22 protein-coding genes are annotated in these 24,443 nt (G+C 37.7%); 4 read left to right on the forward strand and 18 right to left on the reverse strand.

The features are described 5' to 3' along the window. Nucleotides 1-52: 52 nt before the first annotated feature. Nucleotides 53-1,558, forward strand: coding sequence for a glycerol kinase GlpK (gene glpK, locus RR062_01795; protein MEG2026445.1), 1,506 nt, complete (start codon nucleotides 53-55; stop codon nucleotides 1,556-1,558). 226 nt (nucleotides 1,559-1,784) lie between these two features. Next, a complete protein-coding gene (locus RR062_01800) occupies nucleotides 1,785-2,123 on the forward strand; it encodes a hypothetical protein (GenBank protein ID MEG2026446.1) in 339 nt (112 codons plus the stop codon). 97 nt (nucleotides 2,124-2,220) lie between these two features. On the opposite strand, the gene RR062_01805 is transcribed toward RR062_01800, so the two are convergent. The 3 genes from RR062_01805 to RR062_01815 are packed head-to-tail and all read right to left on the reverse strand — an operon-like array spanning nucleotide 2,221 to nucleotide 5,514. Then, on the reverse strand, nucleotides 2,221-2,601 hold the full coding sequence (locus tag RR062_01805) for a DUF1284 domain-containing protein (GenBank protein ID MEG2026447.1): 381 nt from the start codon (nucleotides 2,599-2,601) through the stop codon (nucleotides 2,221-2,223). A gap of 1 nt (nucleotide 2,602) precedes the next feature. Next, nucleotides 2,603-4,051 carry a hypothetical protein gene (locus RR062_01810; GenBank protein ID MEG2026448.1) on the reverse strand — a complete coding sequence of 483 codons (1,449 nt, stop codon included), beginning with the start codon at nucleotides 4,049-4,051 and terminating at the stop codon, nucleotides 2,603-2,605. A 26-nt stretch (nucleotides 4,052-4,077) separates the two neighbouring features. Beyond that, nucleotides 4,078-5,514: a M20/M25/M40 family metallo-hydrolase gene (locus tag RR062_01815; protein ID MEG2026449.1), complete on the reverse strand. Its 1,437-nt coding sequence runs from the start codon at nucleotides 5,512-5,514 to the stop codon at nucleotides 4,078-4,080. 176 nt (nucleotides 5,515-5,690) lie between these two features. Here RR062_01815 and RR062_01820 point away from each other — a divergent pair, with 176 nt between their 5' ends. Next, complete coding sequence (locus RR062_01820; GenBank protein MEG2026450.1) at nucleotides 5,691-6,191, forward strand: nitroreductase family protein; 501 nt, start codon at nucleotides 5,691-5,693, stop codon at nucleotides 6,189-6,191. 212 nt (nucleotides 6,192-6,403) lie between these two features. Here RR062_01820 and RR062_01825 read toward each other — a convergent pair whose 3' ends face one another. From RR062_01825 to RR062_01895, 15 genes are all read right to left on the reverse strand, one after another. After that, nucleotides 6,404-7,672: a hypothetical protein gene (locus RR062_01825; GenBank protein MEG2026451.1), complete on the reverse strand. Its 1,269-nt coding sequence runs from the start codon at nucleotides 7,670-7,672 to the stop codon at nucleotides 6,404-6,406. A gap of 14 nt (nucleotides 7,673-7,686) precedes the next feature. Then, on the reverse strand, nucleotides 7,687-8,625 hold the full coding sequence (locus RR062_01830) for an exonuclease domain-containing protein (protein ID MEG2026452.1): 939 nt from the start codon (nucleotides 8,623-8,625) through the stop codon (nucleotides 7,687-7,689). Between the two features lie 209 nt (nucleotides 8,626-8,834). Beyond that, entirely contained in the window at nucleotides 8,835-10,358 is a 1,524-nt protein-coding gene (guaA, locus tag RR062_01835; GenBank protein ID MEG2026453.1) for a glutamine-hydrolyzing GMP synthase, read from the reverse strand. Nucleotides 10,359-10,473: 115 nt separating this feature from the next. Then, the gene (gene guaB, locus RR062_01840; GenBank protein ID MEG2026454.1) at nucleotides 10,474-11,928 is read right to left on the reverse strand and encodes an IMP dehydrogenase; all 1,455 of its coding nucleotides are present in this window, start codon (nucleotides 11,926-11,928) and stop codon (nucleotides 10,474-10,476) included. 263 nt (nucleotides 11,929-12,191) lie between these two features. Next, nucleotides 12,192-12,815, reverse strand: a complete 624-nt coding sequence (locus RR062_01845) for a V-type ATP synthase subunit D (GenBank protein ID MEG2026455.1) — start codon at nucleotides 12,813-12,815, stop codon at nucleotides 12,192-12,194. Nucleotides 12,816-12,956: 141 nt separating this feature from the next. Then, nucleotides 12,957-14,339, reverse strand: a complete 1,383-nt coding sequence (locus tag RR062_01850) for a V-type ATP synthase subunit B (protein ID MEG2026456.1) — start codon at nucleotides 14,337-14,339, stop codon at nucleotides 12,957-12,959. A 14-nt stretch (nucleotides 14,340-14,353) separates the two neighbouring features. Then, nucleotides 14,354-16,093, reverse strand: a complete 1,740-nt coding sequence (locus RR062_01855) for a V-type ATP synthase subunit A (GenBank protein MEG2026457.1) — start codon at nucleotides 16,091-16,093, stop codon at nucleotides 14,354-14,356. Nucleotides 16,094-16,097: 4 nt separating this feature from the next. Then, the gene (locus tag RR062_01860; GenBank protein ID MEG2026458.1) at nucleotides 16,098-16,424 is read right to left on the reverse strand and encodes a V-type ATP synthase subunit F; all 327 of its coding nucleotides are present in this window, start codon (nucleotides 16,422-16,424) and stop codon (nucleotides 16,098-16,100) included. Further along, nucleotides 16,417-17,427, reverse strand: a complete 1,011-nt coding sequence (locus tag RR062_01865) for a V-type ATPase subunit (GenBank protein MEG2026459.1) — start codon at nucleotides 17,425-17,427, stop codon at nucleotides 16,417-16,419. The genes RR062_01860 and RR062_01865 overlap by 8 nt, the downstream gene beginning before the upstream one ends. Before the next feature lie 2 nt (nucleotides 17,428-17,429). Next, nucleotides 17,430-17,999, reverse strand: coding sequence for a V-type ATP synthase subunit E (locus RR062_01870; GenBank protein MEG2026460.1), 570 nt, complete (start codon nucleotides 17,997-17,999; stop codon nucleotides 17,430-17,432). Then, entirely contained in the window at nucleotides 17,999-18,526 is a 528-nt protein-coding gene (locus RR062_01875; GenBank protein ID MEG2026461.1) for a V-type ATP synthase subunit K, read from the reverse strand. Before RR062_01875 ends, RR062_01870 begins: the two co-directional genes overlap by 1 nt. 64 nt (nucleotides 18,527-18,590) lie before the next feature. After that, entirely contained in the window at nucleotides 18,591-20,675 is a 2,085-nt protein-coding gene (locus RR062_01880) for a V-type ATP synthase subunit I (protein ID MEG2026462.1), read from the reverse strand. After that, nucleotides 20,672-20,980 (reverse strand): hypothetical protein, encoded by a 309-nt coding sequence (locus RR062_01885; GenBank protein MEG2026463.1) that lies wholly within the window; start codon nucleotides 20,978-20,980, stop codon nucleotides 20,672-20,674. The genes RR062_01880 and RR062_01885 overlap by 4 nt, the downstream gene beginning before the upstream one ends. Nucleotides 20,981-21,098: 118 nt before the next feature. Further along, a complete protein-coding gene (gene rpiB / locus RR062_01890) occupies nucleotides 21,099-21,536 on the reverse strand; it encodes a ribose 5-phosphate isomerase B (GenBank protein MEG2026464.1) in 438 nt (145 codons plus the stop codon). Between the two features lie 160 nt (nucleotides 21,537-21,696). After that, a complete protein-coding gene (locus RR062_01895; protein MEG2026465.1) occupies nucleotides 21,697-22,692 on the reverse strand; it encodes an L-threonylcarbamoyladenylate synthase in 996 nt (331 codons plus the stop codon). A 248-nt stretch (nucleotides 22,693-22,940) separates the two neighbouring features. Between RR062_01895 and RR062_01900 the strand changes: the two genes are divergently transcribed. Next, on the forward strand, nucleotides 22,941-24,185 hold the full coding sequence (locus RR062_01900; protein ID MEG2026466.1) for a M28 family metallopeptidase: 1,245 nt from the start codon (nucleotides 22,941-22,943) through the stop codon (nucleotides 24,183-24,185). Nucleotides 24,186-24,443: the final 258 nt, after the last annotated feature.

Genomic DNA, 24,443 nt, shown 5'->3' on the forward strand with positions numbered 1-24,443 from the left:
ATAGTTAAACTGGGAGCAAAAAGCCCTATTGAAAACAAAAGGAGTAAAAATAATGAAAAGATATATTTTAGCGCTTGACGAAGGCACTACAAGCGCAAGAACGCTTCTTTACGACACGATTGAAAACAAAATTGTTGAAATGTCTAGCCGAGAATATGACTTAATCTATCCTAAAAATGGTTATGTCGAACAAGACGCCAACGAAGTTTGGGCTAATCAATTTGCGAGTCTTAACCAAACAATAGCCCAAAGCGGTATTAATCTTGAAGAAGTCTATGGCATTGGCATCACTAACCAAAGAGAAACCATTGTAGTTTGGGATAAACATAGCGGAAAACCTATTTATAACGCCATTGTGTGGCAGTGCAAAAGAACAGCCGAATTTTGCGACAAAATAAAACAAGACGACTACTGGCGAGAAACTATCTTAAACAAAACCGGACTGATAATCGACTCTTATTTTTCGGCAAGTAAAATTAAATGGATATTGGATAACGTCGCAGGCGCAAGAAAAAAGGCAAATGCGGGGCAACTTATGTGCGGAACTATTGACACTTACATCATTTATAAGTTGACGCTAGGTAAAGTATTTGTAACCGACCCTTCTAATGCAAGCCGAACTATGTTGTTTAATATCAACACACTTGACTGGGACGACGAATTGCTAAATTACTTTGGCATACCTCGTTTAATGCTACCTAAAATAGTAGATAGCAATCAAGTAGTCGGGCAAACCGAGGTGTTAAAGTCCCCTATTACAATTTGCGGTATTGCAGGCGACCAACAAAGCGCTCTATTTGGACAAGCTTGTTTTGAACAAGGCAATGCAAAGATTACTTATGGAACAGGCTGTTTTATCTTAATGAATACCGGCGATAAACCAAAAATATCTAGTAAATTGCTTACAACGATAGCTTGGAGAATAAACGGCGTAACAACTTACGCTCTCGAAGGTAGTATATTTAACGGCGGTAGTAGCATCACTTGGCTTAGAGATAATCTCGATTTTTTCCGTGCAAGTAGCGAAAGCGAACACTGGGCTAAAAAAGCTAAAAATTGCGACGGCACAGCCGGAACTGACGGGGTATATGTTGTGCCGGCTTTTACCGGTATGGGAGCGCCCTACTGGAACCAAAACGCAAGAGGCACAATAATAGGCATAACTCGCGCGACGACGAAAGCGCATATAACTAGGGCTACGTTAGAGGCTATGGCGTATTCTGTTAAGGATATTATCGGTAATATGGAAGCCGACAGCGGTATAAAAACTATACAAATCGCAGTCGACGGCGGTGTTTCGGCAAACAATTTCCTTATGCAATTTCAAGCCGATATGCTCAGCGTCAATGTTATTAGACCAACAAGCACCGAAGCTACGGCGCTTGGCGCAGTTTATCTATGCGGACTAGGTCTAGGGGTATATAAGGACATAGAACAAATAAAAAAACTCTGGCTTAAAGATAAGACTTTTAAACCTACTATGGAACAAACACAAGTCGATTGCCTCTACAAAAAATGGCAAAAAGCAGTAGAACGAAGCCTTGATTGGGAAGAATAATCTAAATTACAAATAATTATCACAAGCAAAATTTATTGCGTTAAGTTTAACTAATAAATATCTTTTTGCTTAATAAATATTTGTACGCTATTGGGTTTATATTTTACAAATTGACAAAAAATACTATATTAGTAAAAATATCTTAAATATTTATTCGTTAAAGATATTGACAGTCAAAGTACGACAAGCTATAATCTAGACATATTAAATTTGGAGGTAAACTTCTATGAGTGAAACAAAAGCGTCGGTCAAACTATTCGACATATTAGCTAAGATAGTTGCGGTATTATATGTGTTAGTACTTGCAATAGAGATTTTCAACGGCGTATGGCCCTTTATTAAAGGCGAACACGCAGAGCTAATACTTAAAATATTCTTCTACACTAAGATGTACGCAGGTCTTGCTCTTGCCGGATTAGTTGTAATGGAATTTGCAATGGGGCGTAACTTTATCATAAAGATAATCATTCTTGCGCTACTTGCAGTTATTGTTATCGCTTCTTTTTTCAGCGATACTTGGGGACAAATCGTAGACTTTGTAAACAAAACTGCATTAGGTAAATAATACATATTTTTTACGCCTACATTAATATGTAGGCGTAATTTTTTTGCATTTTTTAATTTAACTCTATATTTTTTTAAAAATTTACTTAAAACCTAAACTAGGCTAAAAACTTATATTTTAAGATAGATTGACAAAGCTCTATCCATTGACAGTCCTTGCAAAGGTCAAGTTTGTCGGCGTTAATTAGGTCGGCTATAATCGACTTTATTGCCATAATTTTGTATACTTGCCCTATTTTTAGCGTTGTTTTATCCAAAATAGCTTGGTCATAACACTTACTTTTGCCAGAATTGCAAATTCCTTCTATTAAATTTGGACAGCAAGAACATAAATTATCTTTGCCCATAACTAAGGTAAATTCTTCGCCTGACTGTAATTTTTTAAGAACGGTTGCGGTATTTAAGGTAAATTGTTGGTCGTAACCTTTTCCCACAAAAAATTGTAGACATAGTAAGTGATGCGGTCTAAGAAAAATCATACTATACTCCTATCGCTTGACCTAGTAAAAGTAACCCCGAAGTTACTACAAGCACAATGATTATATAAACTAAGTTGCGTTTAATCCATTGACCGTAGCTAATATTCGACATTGACAAACCTATTAGTAGCACTGCGTTAGTGGGGAAAAACATATTTGTAAACCCATCGCCAAAGACAAAGGCGAGAATAGCTAAATTTATACTAATACCTATCGGCGTAGGCGAATCTATACATAAAAATTGTAATATAGGCATAATAAGATAAGCTTTTGCCGAACCGCTACTGATAAAAAATTCTAAAAGTAGCACAATGCCGTAAATTGCAAGCACGCATAAATAAGGATTAACGCCTACAAGGCTAATGGTTAGCGAATTCATAATTGTATCAAGAATTTTGCCTTCTACCGCAATGTATTTAACCGAACTTGCCATAAGCAGTATAAGTACGCCCGGAAGCATAGCAAATATGCCTTTTCCAAAGTATTTTAAAGTCAAACCAACTTTTTTTGTAACAATAATTCCACAACTCAAAGAACCAAACAAGAAAACAACCATAATCAATACCATTGTTAGTCCTTGTTCTACAATTACCGGTATTGCCGAAGCAAGAATCATTACTGTTATTACGCTTATAAAAAATATTATGAAAGTTAAAAATATCTTTCTTTCGTTAGCTTGCTCAAACTCGTTTAAGTCAAGGGCGCTTTGCGAATTAGTAGGGTCTAGCTTATCGGTAGCTACTTCGTGGCGCTTTGCCATAAAGCTAACGAAAAATGAAGTTAACACCCACATCAAAACAAAAATAATCAACCTAAACCATATAGCGGAAAGCATACTACCGCCTACTATTTGATACGCTATGCCAATGGTAAAAGGGTTAAAAAGCGGACAAGAAAAACCTATGCCAGAAGCAAGCACCGACATAGAAAGCGCAGTTGTAGTATCCCAATTCATACTGCGAGCTACAATAAACATAAGCGGAAGTAGCACAAGAGTTTCTTCAAAAATACCAAACAAAGAAGAAATCAACATAAAAAAGAGTACGACAGCCCAAATAAGCAAATCTTTTTTTGAGGAGAACTTTTTAATAAGTCTTAACGCTAAGACTTTTATCCCTCCGGTTGATTCAATAATTGAGAATGCGCCCGCAAGCACAAGCAAGAGTATAGATATTACTATTATATTAAGCGAATCGCTACTTGCAAGCACTAAAATCGGCGCAAATATCCACTTTACAATAGATATTCCGCTTTCGCCAGCCAGTGGCATATAACTGTTGGGTACAATTTGTTCTTTACCATTGACAATGGTACGCAAAAATGTCCCACGAGGCACAATATATGTAAGCGTGCCTGCAAGAATAATTAAAGCTAGCAATATACACATTACGCTGATAAAAGACTTAGTGGATATTGCAATAGCTAATTTCGGCTTTGTTGTTTTGTTCATTTACCCCTCCTTATTTTTGCCAAAACCTATTTAGTTAAAAAATATTCCCTCATAAAGTCGACAGACTTTGCAAATTCGGTTTGAGAAACATTCTCGTCGTTTGAGTGCATTGAGTTTAACTGCGTTGTAGATATTTTAATAGGGTTAAACCTTATTATTTGGCTAGAAACGTCGTCCATATAGCAAGCGTCCGAAGCGCCCGATAGAATGTAGGGCAATACTATCGTATTAGGATAAATCTTTGCGACTAAGGCTTTAAGATTGGCAAAGTGAGGACAATTTGGCGGAGTTATTTTTGAAGCGTCTTTGCTATACAATATTTTTGCGGTAAGACCAAATTTGCTTGCGACTTTTGCTAATCTATCGAACACTTCTTTAATACTTTGTCCCGGCAATGTTCTAATATTTGCAATCGCAGTTGCAGTCGGCGAAATAGTGTTATTGCTTAAACTTGCGTTGACACGAGTAAAAACCAACGTCGTTCTAACAATGGCGTTAGTCGCCGGGCTAACTTTTGGAAGAATTAATTTAAGAAGTCCGCCGTAGAGCCAAAAATTACAAAGAAGAATTCGCAATCCAAAACTCATATAAGGGCTAATTGACTCAAACATTTGCTTAATTAGTGGTAAAAAACGCACTTTAAATTGTTGATGCGTATTGATATAGTTCATAAATTTAACTAATTCCGCTAGCGCAGTCGTTTCGTGAGGCATACTGCTGTGTCCGCCTTGTTCTTCGGCGGTAAATTCTATGTCAACGTAACCTTTTTCGCCCATACCTAGTAAAGCGGTGTCGTTATCTACGGTAGGATAATTACCGCTACTTAAAACTCCGCCTTCGTCAAGCGTAGTATCAAGCCAAATTTTATGTTCTACAAAATAGTTGCGACAATTTTGAGCGCCCTGCGAAAAAGTTTCTTCGTCGCAACCCGAAAAAATATATAAATCATATTTTGGTTGGTAAGAGCCTTCAAGCAGTTTATTAAGCGAAAGAAGAATTGCGCAAAGCATTCCTTTATTGTCGATTGCGCCCCTACCCCATATTTTGTCGTCGGCAATTTCTCCGCTGTACGCAGGGTAAAGCCATTCTCCCTCGGCGGGAACAACGTCGCTATGAGCCATAACTAAATTTGCCTTTTGACTACTTATACCTTTAACTAAGAACAAATAGCCATTTTTTATACTTATCGATTGACTTTTGGCAAAAAAGATTGGAAAAAGCTGTTGCAAGGACAAATAATATTTGTCAAACGAGCGTTGGTTGTTGCCGTTTGAACTAGTAACAGTTTCAAACTTAATCATTTGAGAAAGAACTTTTGAGTACTGTTCTTGCTTACTATGCGGAATTGAAAAGTTATCAGTCAATTTTATTTTCTTGCCCTTAGCGCCTGCATTAATTACGCTAATTAAAACTAAAATTAACGCAACTCCAACTAACCCTAAAATACAATATAATATAATCATAACAATCTCCTTATATTTAATTATAACACATTTAAATATCATAAGCACTATGTTGGCAATAAATATTTTTGGTTAAACTGCCATTAAATAAATTTACTTTAATTCGATAAATTACAACAAATAATTAATTGAAAAAGGTATTAAAAAGGTGTATAATTTAAACATAGGGAGCGATTATGAAAGAAATATTTGAAAGAACAAGCGTAAGAAGTTACGCTCAAAAAGAAGTAGAAGAAGACAAAATTCAAGAATTGTTGCGTTCGGCTATGGCGTCCCCTACGGCGCTTAATCAACAAGCCCGAGAATATGTAGTAGTTACCGACAAACCGACGCTTGCAAAACTTAGCAAAGTTAGTCCGGGCGCAATTCACCTAGAAAATGCCCAACTTTGTATTGCGGTATGTTTTAACAACGATTTAGCAATTTCTGTTGACTATTTTCAACAAGATTGCTCAGCCTCAACCGAAAATATTCTGCTCAGCGCAACAAGTCTAGGGTTAGGCGGAGTATGGATGGGAATTGCCCCTAACAAAGAGAGAATGGAGAGGGTTAGCCAAGTTTTAGAATTACCGTCAAATGTTTTGCCTTTTAACTTAATTTCGCTAGGTTACCCAAAAGACAAGCCAACCCCCAAACAAAAATTTAACCCCAAAAGTATTCATTACCAAAAGTATTAATATTTATTTCAAATTACGCTTTATACAATATTTGATTTTTTGTAACCTCGCAATGATATTGCAACAATTAAAGGCTTGACTAATTTAGTCAAGCCTAAAAAATAAAAATTAATTACGTAAAAATAATTTTAACCCTAGCTAACGCAAAAAAACAACTTAAAACTTAGATTGCGTAAAAAGCAATTTAAAAACCTAACAAATGCAATTTAAGCCTATAACTGCATTGAAGCAAGCAAAGTTCCGCACAAATTGAGTTCGTTACCGCCTAAAATATCAAATGAAAGGTCTTTTGGAAGTAATTCTTTCAAATATTGCTCAAAAAGTTTGCGATAATTGTAAAGTTTATAAAAAGTCGTGCCTTCGGCTACTATTGCTAAGGGCAAAGAAGAAGTTGAGTTTGCCGACTGAGTCACAAATGCAGAAACAAGCAAAGCCCCTATTTTTGCCGAACGGTCAATAAATGCGTAGATTAATTGAGATAAGATGTCTTTGTCGCTTGCATTTGGAAAATATTTAGCAACAGATTGTGAACCTATTGACAAAAAATTACTTAGTTCTGCCGTATTTACCTTATAATCGGTATAGAATTTTTCATTTTCTACCGCCGAATAACTTAATAACTTCTCTTGTTTGGCTATTCTTACAGCTTCTTTAATTAAAGACGGCAAATATCTACCGCTTGATACTTTTTCTATCAGTTGTTGGGAAGGCGCAAGAGTCTTGTCAACTATTACTTTATCAAAATCGCCCAAAATAAATTTGTCAAAATTAGAAACTTCGGTATTTATTATCATTTCGCCTTCGGGCAAATCTAATTTTTTAATATTTTTGTTATTTTCAATATAACTTACATTTGTTCCCGTGCCAAAAATGTAGCCTAAATAGGTCGAATATTGCTTATTGCAACTACATTTTCCGCCTAAAAGCGTAGCGACGGTGTCGTTACAAATCACAATTTTGCGTGAAATATCGCTATACTTGCGTAAAGACTGCAATGTTTCTGCCCCGACATAAGAGCCTAACACTCCGCTAGTTTTAATTTCTTTGCTAAAAATTGTAATAATGCCGTCAAGACTTTGCTCCATATCAACTGCGTAAGAAAAACAAAATCCTATATTTGTAGCTTTATCAACTAAATAAGAAATATTTTTAGCTATTTGACCGAAAAATTCTTCTTTGTTGAGCGAAAATTTGACTCCCGGCATAGTCGTAGAAGAAAAATCGCTAAACGTGGGCTTGCCATACTTATCAAAACTTCCTAGACAAACACGAAAATTTGTACCGCCTGCGTCAATTATTATATTTGTAACGTTAGATTGTTTAGGTAAATTTGCCGTTAAATAAGTAGGTATCATAGGCACGCAATTAGACTTGCCAAGTAGCCCTAGACTTATTTCACGTTTAAGGTTAGCCGTGAAGACTTGACTAGAAATATCTTGACTTGATTGTTTATGAGATAATAAAAAATCTTTAACGTCCATATTTGCCTCGTAAATTATTCATTTAGCATTTCGTAAAACTCTTGCAAGGTAATAATTTTTAGTTTACCAGCGTTTGCGAGAGTGATAATTGCTCTTGTCCTTGAACTATTTGCCGTAGAATTGCTTACATAGTAGTTTGCCTGAGCTAATTTTGCCGAATATTTGCCACCATTAGCATATATTTCGTTAAGAATTTTAACCGAATTTGCAAAATTGTCAAGTTCGATTATGCGGTCAAGCGCAAAGACAACGTCACTAAATTTATCGCTTATTTTTACAAATTTAGTCGCTCGAATGTAGTCGTACAATTTGCCGATGCTATTATTCTTAACTTTCTTGCTACAACCTTCTTGCATAATTACAGGGTGAATTAGCTCAAAATTAATGGTAGACCCAACTCTAATAGAATATTTTGCCATTAACTGCTCGACGGTTTGCCCGGTTTGTTCTACAAGATATTTTATCGTAAGTAGCGACACATAAGCGTCTTCCAAACTGTCGTGAGGCGTAAAAACAACGCCGATTTGCTCGGCAATTTTAGACAAACTGCGAACTTCCTTGTCGCCCTTATAGGCTTTAAATAGTAACTGAGAACATATAAAATTGAAATTAATTGGAGGTAAGCGATAGTGTTTGCAAGCCGAATTTAACATAATTACGTCGCTAACTACGGCGTGACCCAACACAATATAGTCGCCGGTAAGCAATTTTGCAAGCCTATCGTAAATTTTGTCAAAGGTCGGTGACGCTTTAAGTAGTTCGGGTGAAAGATGTAAGTCTATGCCTACGTTTGCCCGTGTGCCGTTTAAGTCATACTTCGCCTTAGGGTTAACGTAAATATTCTCTTTAAAGATTACATTAAAGTTTTCGTCGGCAATAACTACGCCAACACTACAAATGCTGTAACGTTTATATCCGTTTGCCGCCTCAATGTCGAAAGCTAGATAATTCAATTTATATTCTCCTAACAAGGCTATTTTACCAAATGTAGCGACAAAACGCAAGTTACTTTTGATATATTATTTTTAGAAGAAAAAAAAGACGAAAAAAGTCGTCTTTTTAATTACTTTAAATTTTAAAATATTTTAAATATTTTACCAACTATTACTATACTGGCTAAATATTTATAAGTTGTAGGCTAATAAACAAGCGACTTTTACCGCTATTCCCATTCGATTGTAGCCGGAGGTTTGCTTGTTATATCATAAACTACACGATTAACCCCTCTTATATTATTGGTAATTTTTTGCGAAGTCCGTTCCAAAACATCGTAGGGAATATGCGCCCATTCGGCAGTCATAGCGTCTACCGAACAAACCGCCCTTAACGCAACGGTATGAGCGTAAGTGCGTTTGTCCCCCATTACGCCGGTCGACAATACGTCGGGAAGAACGGCAAAATACTGCCAAACATTTTCAACCTTGCTTTCTTGCATTTCTTGTCTAAATATATGGTCAGCTTGACGAACTATGTCGACTTTTTCTTGGGTAAGTTCGCCGATAATGCGAACGGCAAGTCCGGGGCCGGGAAAAGGTTGACGATTGATAATTTGCATAGGAATATTTAATTCTAGTCCTACGCTACGAACTTCATCTTTAAATAAACAGCGAACAGGCTCGATAAGCCCTTCAAAATCCATTACCGACGGCAAACCGCCGACATTATGGTGAGTTTTTATCACTTCTCCGCTACCGCTACCGCTCTCAATTACGTCGGGGTAGATTGTGCCTTGCACAAGAAAACTTATATTGCCGAGTTTTTTTGCTTCTTTTTCAAAAACACGAATAAATTCTTCGCCGATAATTTTTCTTTTTCGTTCAGGCTCGGTTACCCCTTTGAGTTTAGACATAAAGTGTTCTTTTGCGTCAACCGCAATTAAATTAAGCCCTTTTTCTTGCTTAAAAATTTGTAAAACTTCCTCAGTTTCGTTTTGACGCATAAAACCATGATCGACATAAATACAAAATAAGTTGTCGCCTACGGCTTGATGGACTAACATAGCCGAAACAGCCGAGTCAACACCGCCCGAAAAAGCGCAAAGAACTCTTTTGTTGCCGACACGCTGTTTAATTTGTTCGACAGTTGATTTGACAAATTCGCCAAGCGACCAGTCGCCTGCGAGTCCGGCAATTTTATATAAAAAATTACCTAAAATTATTTGTCCAAATTGCGAAGTAACTTCGGGGTGAAATTGTATGCCGAATAATTTTTTACTTAAACATTCAGCCGAGGCGTATTTGCAATTTGCCGTACTGGAAGTTAAAGTAAATTCCGTAGGTAAAGTAGTTACGCTGTCAAAGTGACTCATAGTAACATCAAATTTGTCGTCTACGCCCTCAAAAAGTTGAGATTTGCCAACTAAAACTACTTCTGTTTTGCCAAACTCTCCTTTTTGCGAAGGCGTAACCGTACCGCCGAGTAAATGCGACATAAGTTGAAAACCATAACAAATGCCCAGTATTGGAACGCCTAAGTCAAATACCGCCTTGTCTATTGTTGGGCTACTCGCTTCGTAACAAGAGTTGTTACCGCCCGAAAAGATAATTGCCGAAGGCGAATATTCTTTTATTTTATTAAAACTTGCGTAGTGAGGCATAATTTCACAATAAATGTGATGTTGTCTTACTGTCTTTGCAATAAGTTGAACAGTTTGACTGCCAAAGTCGATTATTAAAACTTTTTGCATTGTTTTTCCCTTTAAATTTTTAAAAAGTTGAAAGTTAATTTGCATACTAAGTATTTAAGCAAGTAATACAATTAACTTATAAAGTGTAGCTAATAATTTCTTAAATGCTAACGAATTAGCCCTTAATACTATAATTTGGCGCTTCTTTTGTAATATTAATGTCGTGAGGGTGACTTTCGATTAGCCCTGCGTTAGTTATACGCACAAATTTGCCGTTAGCTCGCAATAAATCTATTGTGCTTTGACCGGCGTAACCCATACCCGACCTAAGACCGCCTACAAGTTGATAGATCATATCGCCAAGATTGCCTCTATGAGGAACTCTACCTTCTACCCCCTCAGGCACAAATTTGCTTGTCGACTCTTGAAAATATCTATCGTTACTGCCTGCTTCCATAGCCGAAAGACTGCCCATACCACGATAAACCTTAAAACTTCTACCTTGATAAATCTCTAAATTTCCCGGACTTTCGGTAGTGCCTGCAAAAAGACTACCTATCATAACTGCCGAAGCGCCTGCGACAATAGCCTTAGTTATGTCGCCCGAATATTTAATTCCGCCATCGGCGATAACTCTTTTGCCTAGTTTATCGGCTTGTTCGGCGCAGTTAATTATTGCGGTAACTTGTGGCACGCCAACTCCGGCGATAACTCGTGTGGTACATATACTGCCCGGTCCAATACCAACTTTTAATATGTCCGCACCGGCGTCAACAAGAGCCTTTACGGCTTCTGCCGTTGCGATATTGCCCGCCATAAGCGTTATGTTAGGAAACTTTGCCTTGATTGCTTGAACCATATCGAGAACTTTTTTGCTGTGACCGTGAGCTGTATCTACTGCGATTAGGTCGACTTTTGCGTTTACAAGAGCGGAAACACGTTCGAGAGTGTTTGGGCTAATGCCAACCGCAGCGCCGACTAATAATCTACCATTAACATCTCGGGCAGAAAAAGGATATTGAATATTTTTCTCAATATCTTTGATAGTTATTAAACCTTGAAGAATATAATCTTTGTCGACTATTGGCAATTTTTCTATGCGGTGCTTGCCTAAAATCTTTTGCGCTTGGTCAAGGGTTGTGCCAACGGGCGCAGTAATTAAATTCTCTTTTGTCATTATATTGTCTATTGGTTGGTTAAAATTAGTTTCAAAACGCAAATCTCGGTTAGTCAAAATACCCACTAACTTATTGTTGTCGTCAACGATTGGAACGCCGGAAATCTTGTAATGCGCCATTAAAGCTACGGCTTGACTTACTAAATTAGACGGGTGAAGAAAGAACGGGTCGGTAATTACGCCGTGTTCGGAGCGTTTGACCTTATCGACTTGACTAGCCTGTTCTTCTATTGACAAATTCTTGTGAATTATGCCTATTCCGCCCTCCCTAGCCATAGAAATAGCTAGCTTATTCTCGGTTACGGTATCCATAGCCGCCGACATTAAAGGAATATTAAGTTTGACGTTGTCGTTAAGTTTGATTGAAACATCGACTTGATTGGGCAATATTTGCGACGCTTGGGGAATAACTAATACGTCGTCAAACGTTAACCCTTCGTAAAGAACTTTCATAGTTTTCTCCTTATGTAATTAAAATTATTTTATAAAAAAAATTGCTTGCGACACGACAAGCAACTACTAGACAGCCTTAGAGCGTAGGCTAATTAAATTGTTAAAAATTATAAAAAATTGGCATTGTTGGTAAATTTGCAATTTCGCTCACCTCTATCTAGATTAGGCATACTCTACCACAAAAATTAATATTTGTAAACTTTTTTAAGCTCAAAAGTATGGCGATTTGCAATTTTATAATAGCTAAAAATATCTAAAATATTTTACCGTTTTTCCAAAAGCATAGCTTTAACTTTCATAAGACGAATTGTCGCCGAACGGTCTGCCTCGTCTAATTTCATTCTTATAAACTTAATTGTTTCGGTTAGTTGAGGAATTAAAACGTTTTCAAGCGCATTTACCCTTCTTTTATTGCGTTGAATTTCGTTTGCTAACATATTACAAGTTTTTTCTACTTCGGCTAGTTTGACAAGGCTAAGTATAACCGAGTCAAGATTGTTTATGCTTGCGTCAAGCTCGGCGGTAGAAGAAGTAAAACTGTACGGATATTTGGTGTCGCCGGTTTGAGTAACTTCTATTTTAGGGACTTGAACGTTCATAATTGATGTTTTGCTACATTTAACGGTAAGTTTGCGACAAGGTAAACAGATTGCCTCTTGTATTTGCGTAGGAAAAGACACTGCCGACGACAACGCAAATTCTTTATTTGCATTGCCCAGCCTTGTTTCGACTTCTTTTCTAAGTCGTTTATTTTCCCTTGCGATTACCACAAAGCGACGTATCATTTCGTCGGTCTTGTCTTTAAGTAATTTATGTCCACGTGTTGCGGTTTTAAGACGCTCTTTTAGCCTCTTTAACTCCATACGTGTTGGATTTACTTTAATCAAACTTGTCGCTCCTTAAATAATTTTGTTACTGTCAATATAGTTGACCAAATATTTTTCACTTTTTTAAAGTTTTGCCATAGTTGTAATTTACAACGTAAGTTATAAGTAGTGTTGCAGTTACATTAGTAACTTCAATATAATTTATTTTTGCATAAAAGTTTTGCCGTAGTATTTGTCTAGCAACTTGTCGGCTATTCTTTTAAGTTCGCTTCGAGGTAGAATAGAGAGTAATTCCCAACCTAAGTCAAGGGTTTGTGCTATCGAACGGTTTGTTGCAAAGCCTTGCGAAATATATCGCTCTTCAAATTCGACTGAAAACTTTGAGTAAAGTTTATCAATATCGGTCAAGGCTGATTCGCCTAAGATAGTAGCTAGTTCCTTAGCCTCTTTGCCCCGAGCGTAACAAGCAAAAAGTTGATTCATAGTCGCTGCGTGGTCTTCTCTTGTTTTGTTAACGCCTATTCCCTTGTCTTTAAGTCTAGAAAGACTAGGTAGAACGTCGATAGGCGGATTTATACCACGCTTCTGCAACTGTCTAGAAAGGATAATTTGACCCTCTGTAATGTAGCCGGTTAAGTCGGGTATTGGGTGCGTCTTATCGTCTTCGGGCATACTTAATATAGGAATTTGAGTTATGCTACCGCTATGTCCCTTAATTCTGCCTGCCCTCTCGTACATTGTTGCAAGGTCGGTATAAAGGTAACCGGGATAACCTCGTCTACCGGGAACTTCTTTTCTTGCGGCGCTTGTTTCACGCAAAGCCTCCGCATAGTTTGTCATATCGGTTAAAATTACAAGAACTTGCATATCAAGCTCAAAGGCAAGATATTCGGCGCAAGTTAGAGCCATTCTTGGGGTAGAAATTCGTTCAATAGCAGGGTCAGAAGCAAGATTTACAAATAAAACCGTACGTTCTATCGAGCCATTGTCGGTAAAATCTTTAATAAAAAAGTCGGCTTCTTCGTAAGTTATACCCATAGCGCCAAAAACAACGGCAAACTTTTGGTCGTCGTTTTTAACCTTAGCTTGTCTAGCAATTTGAGCTGCAAGTTGAGCGTGCGGTAGTCCGCTACCCGAAAATACAGGTAATTTTTGCCCACGAACAAGGGTATTTAGCCCGTCGATTGCAGAAATACCGGTTTGAATAAATTCGTTAGGGTAATCTCTTGCGTAAGGGTTGATGGGCAAGCCGTTAATATCCATACGCTTGTCGGCGAGAATTTGCGGTCCTTTGTCGATTGGAACGCCTAATCCGCTAAACACTCTGCCTAGCATATCTTGCGAAACGCCTAGTTCTAGGCTATGACCTAAAAATCTTGCCTTTGCGGTAGATATTTTTAGTCCTTGACTACCTTCAAAAAGTTGCACTAGGGCGGTATCATTATAAACTTCAAGCACTTTGCCTCTACGAATTTCGCCAGAATTTTGTTCTATCTCGACAAGCTCGTTGTAGGCGACGCCCGAAACGCCATTGACTAGCATTAACGGACCGACTACTTCTTTAATTGTTCTATATTCTTTCATTCTTGTCGTTCTCCTTACTTGATTAATTGATTAATTTGCTGTTTCATTAAAGTACTTATGTCGTCAAGCAAATGAAGGTCTTGTTCGGGAATATATTTTGCTCTACCTATTTGTTCGACAACGGGCAAAGCTAGAATGTTGTCAAGGTCGACGGCTTTATCTAGCGCAAGATTGCCTAAGTCGTAAAAATCTAGTATCAATTTCATCATTTTATATTGTTTTTGCATACTTGTGTAGGTATCAATCTCGTCAAAAGCATTTTGATGTAAGAAGTCTTCTCTAATTGACTTTGCAGTTTCCATAGTAAGTCTATCTCTATACGACAATGCGTCCATACCCACAAGACGAACAATCTCGTTAAGCTCGCTTTCCTCTTGTAAAATTCTCATAAGCGTAGTTTTACGTTCGGTAAAGTCGCTAGCTATATTATTGTTAAACCATTCGGCAAGCTTGTCGTCGTAAAGCGAATAACTTTGCATCCAGTCAATTGCGGGAAAGTGCCTACGATAAGCTAGGTCGGCAGATAAACCCCAGAAAACTTTTACAATACGTAACGTGGCTTGTGAAACAGGTTCGCTCATATCTCCGCCTGCTGGGGAAACCGCCCCTATTGCCGAGATTGCCCCGATTTTGTCGGTAGAACCAAGTACTTTAACTAGACCTGCTCGTTCATAGAAGTTTGCAAGACGGCTCGAAAGGTAGGCTGGGTAACCTTCTTCGCCCGGCATTTCTTCAAGTCGACCGCTCATTTCCCTTAACGCTTCCGCCCAACGAGAAGTAGAATCGCCCATAACGGCTACGGTGTAGCCCATATCACGATAATATTCGCCGATAGTAATGCCAGTATAAATTGAGGCTTCTCTTGCCGAAACAGGCATATCCGAAGTATTTGCTATTAAGACCGTGCGTTTCATTAGTGGTTCGCCGGTGCTTGGGTCTTTAAGCTCTGGAAATTCGTTAAGAACGTCGGTCATTTCGTTGCCACGCTCGCCACAGCCGACAAATATAATTATTTGAGTGTCCGCCCATTTAGCAAGTTGATGTTGAACTACGGTTTTTCCGCTACCAAAAGGGCCGGGTACGGCTGCCGTTCCGCCCTTTGCGATTGGAAAAAGGGTATCTATTACACGTTGACCGGTAATCATTGGGTAATTAGGACTCATTTTTTCTTTATAAGGTCTGCCGACACGCACAGGCCACTTTTGCAACATACATACGTCTTTGCCGTCTATGTCGGCGATAGTATCGCAAATTGTATACATACCCTTGCTTGCAATTCGTGTGACTATGCCCGATACGCCAAACGGCACCATTATATAGTGGAGTACGATTGATGTTTCTTGCACAGTGCCTAAAATATCGCCGGCTTCTACTTGTTGACCTATTGTAGCCTTAGGTATAAACTCCCAAAGCTTGCTATGACTAAGCGAGTCAACCGAAAAGCCTCGTTTAATTCGGTCGCCGGCAAGATTATATAGAACGTTAAGCGGTCGTTCAATTCCGTCGAAAATACCCTCGATTAGACCGGGCGCAAGCTCGACCGAAAGAGGTTCGCCGGTAGAAACTACGGTATCGCCCACGCATAAACCGCTTGTTTCTTCATAAACTTGAATTGAGGCTTTGTCGCCACGCAGTTCGATAACTTCGCCTATTAGATTGTTTTCGCCAACGTGAACAACGTCATACATTTTAACGTCGCCCATATTTTCGGCTACGATTAACGGCCCGCTTACTTTAATTATTTTACCTTGCATATTATTAATCCTCTTTATTAAACAATATATCTACGCCGAGAGCTTTTTCCACGTCCTTTTTTATGCCGAGCATGCCTAGACTAGACGTCGAATCGTCAAGCGGTATTGGCACAATGATAGGAAAAGGTTGAGCTTTAAGTTTTTCAATGGTGTCGGGAAATTGTTGAGCTAACGCTTCGTCTATAAAAATAACGGCAAATTCGTTTAAAGTCAGTTTGCGTATAAGTTGAAGCGCAGTAGAAGAGTCGTTGCAATCAAAAACTTCTACGCCAACTGCGGAAAACCCCGCTACCGAAGAATATTGACCTATAACCCCCATTCGCTCATACATAAATATCTTTTAACCTCGTCTTTATTAGTTCCTTATCAATTTTATTTTTAATGCAACTTAGAATAATTCTAACGTTGCTAATTTCTGCTTGTTTAGCTAAATAGTAATAAATTAATGGCATTACGCTGTTGTTTACGCTTGAATAAGGCTGTAAAAATTTCTTTTTATAGCTATCGACATAAGTTTCCGCTTGGGCAAAGGAAGTTTTTTCTTGACAAATTTTTAGACATAATTTGCAAAGCGGTAGATAAACCGAACGATTAAATTTGCCAAAAAGCTCGTAATCTTTGACGTCGAAAGAATTTGTTAAAGATGTAAGAGTATCAAAAGATAAATCTTGCAAAAGCAAATTACCGCCTTCGATAAAGAATTGTCGAGTAAATTCTGCCGTAAAGTTAGCGTTTAACGAACGGTAAGACGACATTATATTGGTCAAATCAATATCGACTTTTACGTAATCAAGCATTTCTTTGTTATTTGACTTTTTTGCTAGCGACAAAAAGTGTTTATACATAGCTTTGTCGGCAATAAGGTCAATTTCATAAGGGGCAAGCTCGGTTTTGTCGTATTCGTTAAGTAAATCTTGCGCAAACTGAGGCAATGACGAATAGTCTTGTTTTGCAATAGCGTTAAAAAGTTCTTTTACCTCTATACTGCCAAAAGTTAGGCAACTACTTGATAAGTCTTTGTCAAGTTTTTTACTTTTAACAAGTAGTTTGATGTTAAGAAAGTCGTAAAAAGTAACAAATATGTTGGTGAGTTCGGTTACCATTGTATATTTATTGAGAAAAGCAATAGTTTGCGCCATTTCTTGCATAAGCAAGGGTTCAAAATCAGGCGAATCTAGCTTAGAAAAGCTAGCATATCCAAATTCTTGTAGCAATTTGTATGCCGAAGATAAATCGACACAATTAGATAGGCGAACAATTTTATCGCCTTTTATAAGTCGCGTAGATAATACTGCGACTAGACCGCTAGCAAAATATGCGCTACTACCATTCATAATTAGTCCCCAAACAAAATTTTAAGCACTTGCGCTTCTTTTTTCTCTCTTGAAGCGACAAATATGCGTTCAAGCGTCAAATTTTTGTCGTATTCCTTTTTTGCAAGCAAAATACCGCCCGAAATATCAAGGTACTTTTTGCTTAAAAGTAAATGTAAATTGTATTTATCTAAAAATTGTTGAGTAATGCGATTTTTGTCTGCCGAACAAATGTAAACAGTTTCGCCGTCTTCGGCATTAGAAGTAATAAGAATATCTATTAAGCTAAGATATCTACTTTCGTCGGCAAAAATAACTTTTTGCGCCTGCTTATATGCGTCGTCGATAAGTTGAAGTTTGTGCGCAAGCAAAACTTTTTTGCCTTCAAGGTTGGTTTGCGATTGAGAGCGACGCATTATATCTTGACAAAGTTCGTCGCAATATTTTTGTAGAGCTAGTTCTTCTTCTTTAATTGTAAGCTCGGCCTTTTGGGCAATTTCTTTTGCCTCGCTTAAAGCCGTTTGTTCAATCTCTACGCATTTATTTGTGGCGTCTTGCAAAATTCTATCGGTTATTACTTTGGTTGCGCTCATTATACAGCTACTCCAAACCATACGATTAAGAAACTGGTTAGTAGCCCGAATATAGCGTACAATTCGATTGCGGCTACCATTAGTATGCCTTTGCCACTCATAGAAGGATTTTTCGATACCATTATGCACGCCGAGCTTGCCATTTTTGCTTGATAAATTGCGCTTAAAAAGCCTACCAAAGCAACCGGCAGGGCAGCAAATAAATAAGAAAGCCCTTGTTCGACGGTAAGAGGTACGATTGCTCCAAAAATATTAATTTTTAGCCCGATTAAGAACGCTACGATAAAACCGTACAAACCTTGCGTTGCAGGTAAGAGCATAATAATTTGTAATTTTGAATAAAGCTCGGGTTTTTCTGCCGAAATACCGGCAGCCGTTTGACCGCTACGGCATACCGCCATTGCGCTACCAATGCCTGCTGGAATAAAGGCTACCGCCATTGCAAGAAAAGCAAGCGCAGGCCCGAGTTGTAGAGGCGTTGTAGCAGCGTCGAGAGTTTCAAAAAAAGCTAGTAGGTTGAGTAACATAATATTTTCCTCCGTTTTGATTTAATTTTATCTTTTTTCCGTGATTTTAACCTTGATATATATTTTAGTTGCCTTGTTTTATTTTAACCTTTTTGGGTTCTTCTTTGGGGTAAGTATATTTTCTTTGACTTGCAATAGGCGTAAAGTAGAAGCCTTCGCCTGTATAGAATTTGCCGAAAAACTCAATGTGTTGTAATCTAGCGTCGTGAATATATGCGCCCAGTAGACTAATTGCAAGATTAAGAGTATGCCCGAATATAAGCACAATTACGCCAAAGATAAATAAGAACGGGTTGCCTAAGAGTAACCCCGCTATTGTATTAAACACTAGCCCGACTACGCCGGTAGTTAAACCTAGCCCAAAAAGTCTTAAATAACTTAAAATATCGGTAAAGACGTTCATAACGCCATAAACTCCGCCTAGTCCGCCGGTTACCTTGCCAAAGCCTTTGTTCTTTCTACCTGCCGTAAACAAGACTATGACAAGACCGCTACCCATCATAATTAAACCGATAGTAGCAAGAATAGATAAATCTGTTCCGCTTGGATTAAGCGAAGAAAACGCCCCTATTATTACAAGTATTATGCCGATATCAAAAATTATCCACGGAATACAATCAAAAATTGCGTCCCAAATTTTGCGTTTGGCTATTAAATTTGCAAAATTCATTATTACGCCACACAAAAGGTGAACCGTACCTAGCACAAGACAAAGTTCTATCATACCTAGCGGGTCGCCTAAGGGAGTAAATAATATTGGCGGAGGCGCACCTACGTCCATAGCAAACCAACCGCCAAAGACTACGCCCCATATAATGGTAGAAATACTTGAATAACCTATTACAAGAATTAAACTACGCATTCCGCCTCGTGGTTTAATAAATTTAACAAATAATACGGCTATTAAACACATAAGCACGCCGTAACCTACGTCGCCCATAATAAGACCCATGAATAACCAGTAAAAGACGGCAACGATTGGATTAGGGTCAATTTCTCGGTAGTTTGGGATAGAATACATATCGGTTATGCTTGTAAATGGTTGAACGATTTTGTTTACTTTAATTTTTGTTGGAACTTCCTCGTCGTCGGTTGGCTGGTCAAATTGACTAAAATATGCCGACAGATTAGAGTCAAGCAGATTTTGCATATTTGACTGCTGTTCTTCGGGTAACCAACCTTGAAGCGCAATAGTACTTTGCGTACATAATATATCGCTGTCGGTTTGATATATTTGCTTATTGATGTAAAAATAATCGTAAAGAGTCTTCAATTGCGGAAAATATTGCTCGTAGTCGCATAATTGTTGATTTAAAGACTGTTTAAGACTAAGTTTATCTTCGATTTGTTTGCTTGCCGAAAGAATATATTGCGTAGCCGTTACGGGATAGTCGTATACGCATTGAGCAAAACCAAAGCCAGACAAAACTTTGCTAATTTGTTCTAAATCACGCTTGTCGCAAATTGCAAGCAAAGCGGTTTGTTGTTTATTCTGCCCTAAAAAGACAAATTGAGTTGAAGTATATATTGAAGCGAGTTCTTCTAATTTTTCTTGCGTTAAAGAATTTGCAATGCCTAGTAGCATTAAACAGTTGCTGGTAGAAACAATGTCGCTAAACGCAACATCAAGATTGCGGTAAATTTCTAAGTTGGCAATATTAGCTCGCAAAGCGGTAATTTCGGTTGTTAGAGTATCGATTTGAGAAGATAAGGAAGTTATATTTGAAATATTATCAAATAAAACGTCTTGTTTGTCGCAAATGGCGATAAGTTCGTCATAATCTACAATTTCTCTTTTTGCAAGATTAATTTCTTTAAGTTTTTTATCTTTTTGAGAAACTGTTTTATCTTTTTTAGTTGAAACATTAGCGACTTTTTTAGTTTTTTTAGTTTTTAATTCTTTTTGTTCGACCTTTTTAATTGCAATTTCTCGGTCGACGGCATTTTTAACCATAGCTAAGGCTTGGTCGATATTTTGCATTTTTTGCGTAAGCAAATCTTTTTGCTGAGTTGCAAGAAGTTTTTGAGTATTGTCAAATTCTTGCATATTAATTAGATGGAGACTCTCGGCGCGTGAAAGTTTTGCAAGCAAATTATCTTTTTCGCTTGCAAGCGCAATAAGAGTCAATTTTTTCATCTTAACTATCAAATTAAATTCTCCAAAATATAGTCTACCGCTTTATTAATATTGACAGAACATTTTTGGATATAAATTTTTGCGTCTTGTTCTTTTTCTAACAAGGCTTTTTGTTTAATTTCTTTGGCGTTAGCCGTAAACTCGGCAATTTTATTTTTAACATAGTCTTTTTGGCTAGCGTGAAAAACCGAAAGCTTGTCTTCGGCGTGATAATGAGCTGAACAAATGGCGTCGCTTGCCTTTTGTTCGGCTTCGTCTATCATTTTTTTAGATTGTTGTTCGATAGCTACGATTTCATTTATAATGTCTTGTACCATTTTTTCGTCCTCAATAGGTTTAGCATTTCGACTTAATTATGCCAATAATTTATGTAAAATTTATGCTAGATTGGTGTTGAATGTGTTAATTATATATAAAAAGCAAACTAGATAGGCTTTACTTTTGGTCGAGAGCGTTTACTTTGTCAACTCTACGAGCGTGCCTTCCGCCTAAAAATTCTGTTGTAAGAAAAGCCTTTACCATAACTTTTGCCGTAGCTAAATCAACTACTCTTGCGCCAAAAGCAAGTACGTTAGCGTTGTTATGTTCTCTTGTTGCAATAGCAGTAAATTCGTTTACGCATAGACCGCAACGAATTTTAGCAATTTTGTTAGCAACCATACTCATACCTATGCCTGTGCCACAAATTAGAATACCACATTTGCTTGCGCCGTCGGCAACGCTTTTGCAAGCAGGAATTGCAAAGTCCGGATAATCACAACTATCTAACGAATATGCGCCATAGTCATAAAATTCTTCGTTAAGTTCTTTTAGATAGTCCATCACTTGTAGTTTAAGTTCGTAGCCTGCGTGGTCTGACGCAATTGCAATCATAGTTACACCTCGAAAAAATATTTTACTTTATTACATTATGGTTATTGACAAAAAAATAAATAATTAGCTAATTTGCGGTAAAACCATTAATAAATTTATTATATTAAGTTGTTGACGGCTAACAATATTATTTTTGTTGAAATGTTATCCGTTGATAGTGTTATTTAGTTATGATGTTACCGTTTACTGATTTGGTCATTCTATTTTTGATACTATACGCTAATTCGCTGTCACCGCAAAACATCTGTATGATGTAGCCGTAATCTTTTTCGGCTAAACGGACTGATGAAAAATAATTGTGAGCAATTTCTTCTTCGCTACCGCCTAAGTCAAGGCAGTTAAAACCTAAAAAATCTTGCAAATATTGACGAGCGCACAAAATTACGGGGTTATCTTTTAAATGTTGTTGGTAATGTATTTTAACAATTTCAGTCGAGGTTGTTTCAAACATAATTGTTGGACAGAGTGGCGCATAGTGCAAGTATTTCACGCCCGGTGAGTGAACTGCTCCGGTAGCTAGTGTAGAAACGGCGACAGGCACGCCTAGAAGCCGTTCAATCTCGCTCCTTGTAACTATACCGGGTCGAAGTATGGTGGGTTGGTCAACTAGGCTTAGCACGGTAGATTCTATGCCTACTTGACAATCTTCGCCCCAAAGAATTAGGGGTATTTTGCCTTGCATATCGTCATAAACCGTCTGCGCAGAGGTCGGCGAAGGGCGTGTGCTAGTGTTTGCCGAAGGGGCGCATATAGGAACATTGCAAGCCGAAATAAACTGTCTTGCCTCTTGCGAACGAGGAAGTCTAACTGCAACCGTAGGTAAGTTAGCCGTAACCGAATCGGGCACGGTGGGTAATTTGTTAAGTACTACCGTAAGCGAAGAAGGCATAAAGTTATCAAATATCTTTTGCGCAAGTTGAGAAATATCACGAGCGACTAGCCTAAGCATTGATTTATCGCTAATGTGAACAATCAAAGGATTGTCGTTAGGGCGACCTTTTGCAACATAAATTTTTGCTATTGCGTCTTCGCAAAAGACGTTAGCGCCTAGCCCATAGACAGTTTCGGTAGGAAAAGCTACTATTTCGCCATTATTAATTAACTTACTCGCAAGGAGTAAACTCTCTGCGTTTATCTTCAACATCTGCGTTTTCATTGCTTGTATTATACCATATATTTATTAAAAATGTAAACAATATGCAATAATTATATTTGTAGACAAATTAGCGTTACACTCTATTTTGCAATATCGGTAAACAAAATGTAAAATTTTTAGTTTATATCAAAAATGATTTTTTATGTCTAAAAAGAAGAAATAATGTTTAATTATTTTACTTTAATATTGACATTTGAGGTAAAAGATGTTAAAATGTTTAGGTAATTAATTTAGTAAGGAGAATGAAAATGAACAAAAACAGAGCGTTTAATCTACTTAAAAAAATGGAATTTACCCGCATCGGCGGTACGGCGGAAGAGTTAAAATGCGCAAATATGCTTGCCGACGAAATTAAAAAATCCGGGTTGACTCCTTCGATTGAGCCTTTTGCTGTTAACTCGCAGACAATCACTAAGGCAAAGCTTATTGCCGACGGGCAAGAATATCCTTGCGTAGCTTACGGAAATTGCGGTAGCACTCCAAAAGAAGGTTTAACCGCCGAATTTTATTATCTAGAAAATTTTGCTGATATTGCAGTTGCAAAACTACGTTCTAAGGGTAAGATTGTCTTGACAAATGGCTATATGGGCATTGATAGTTACAAGAAACTTATTGAATGCGGGGCGGTTGGATTTGTTACTTTTGGCGGTGACGTTCTTGACAAACAAGCTCAAACCGACTTAATGACAAGGGAACTTCGTCAGCCTCTTAAAGACGTAGCCGTGCTACAAGGCGTAAACATTAGAGCGGCTAGCGCTATGAAACTTGTCAAGCAAAACCCTAAAAATATTACTTTAATAGTCGAGCAAAAAGAAGAACAAGTCAATAGTCATAACGTAGTTGCAAAAATTAAAGGCGACTTAGACGAAACAATAGTATTTACCGCTCATTACGACAGCGTTGATTTTAGCAAAGGCGTGTACGATAACGGCGCCGGTAGCGTTATTATTATGGAACTATTCCATTATTTTTGCGAGCATACTCCACGTAGAAACCTTGTATTTATCTGGTGTGGTAGCGAAGAAAGAGGTCTACTTGGCAGTAAAGCCTATGTGCAACAGCACAAAGACGAGCTTGACAAATATGTTTTATGCGTAAACGTAGACGTGGGCGCTCCTGTTCTTGGCAGAGAAGAAGCCGTTGTTATGGCTGACGTTAGCCTAGCTAACTATGTCGACTACTTTGCAAAAGAAATTGGTCACACTATACGAGTAACTAGCGATATATATTCTTCGGACTCTATCCCCTTTGCCGATGCTGGCGTACCGGGTATTAACTTTATGCGTAACGGCGCAAGCGGTTGTAGTCACATACACGATAGATTTGACACAATGAAGTTTTTAAGCGCAGAAGCGCTTGCTAAGACTGGCGAATTTACCCAACTTGTAGCTAATAAACTTGTCAACGCTTTCGCTTTCCCAGTACCCAAAGCAATTCCCGATGATATTAAGACAAAAATTGATAAATATCTAGGCAAAGAAGTTAAAAAATAACTCTTTAATGTTACAAACAAAAAGAAGCTCTTCTTATAAATAAAGGGCTTCTTTTGTTTTAATTTACTAATTATTTTTAATTTACTATTTAACTTAGCTGTTATTGTTTTTTGATTTGTTTAATTGTTTTAGTTAGTTATTAACTTTGCTGTATTTTGATTTACATATTTCTAATTATTAGCATTAATTTTTGTAACCGTATAAGGCTAATAGGATATTGACACAATTTACAAAATTAGTTTGTAAAAATGTACCCGT

It is taken from the genome of Clostridia bacterium (assembly GCA_036654455.1).
GTDB lineage: Bacteria > Bacillota > Clostridia > Christensenellales > CAG-314 > JAVVRZ01.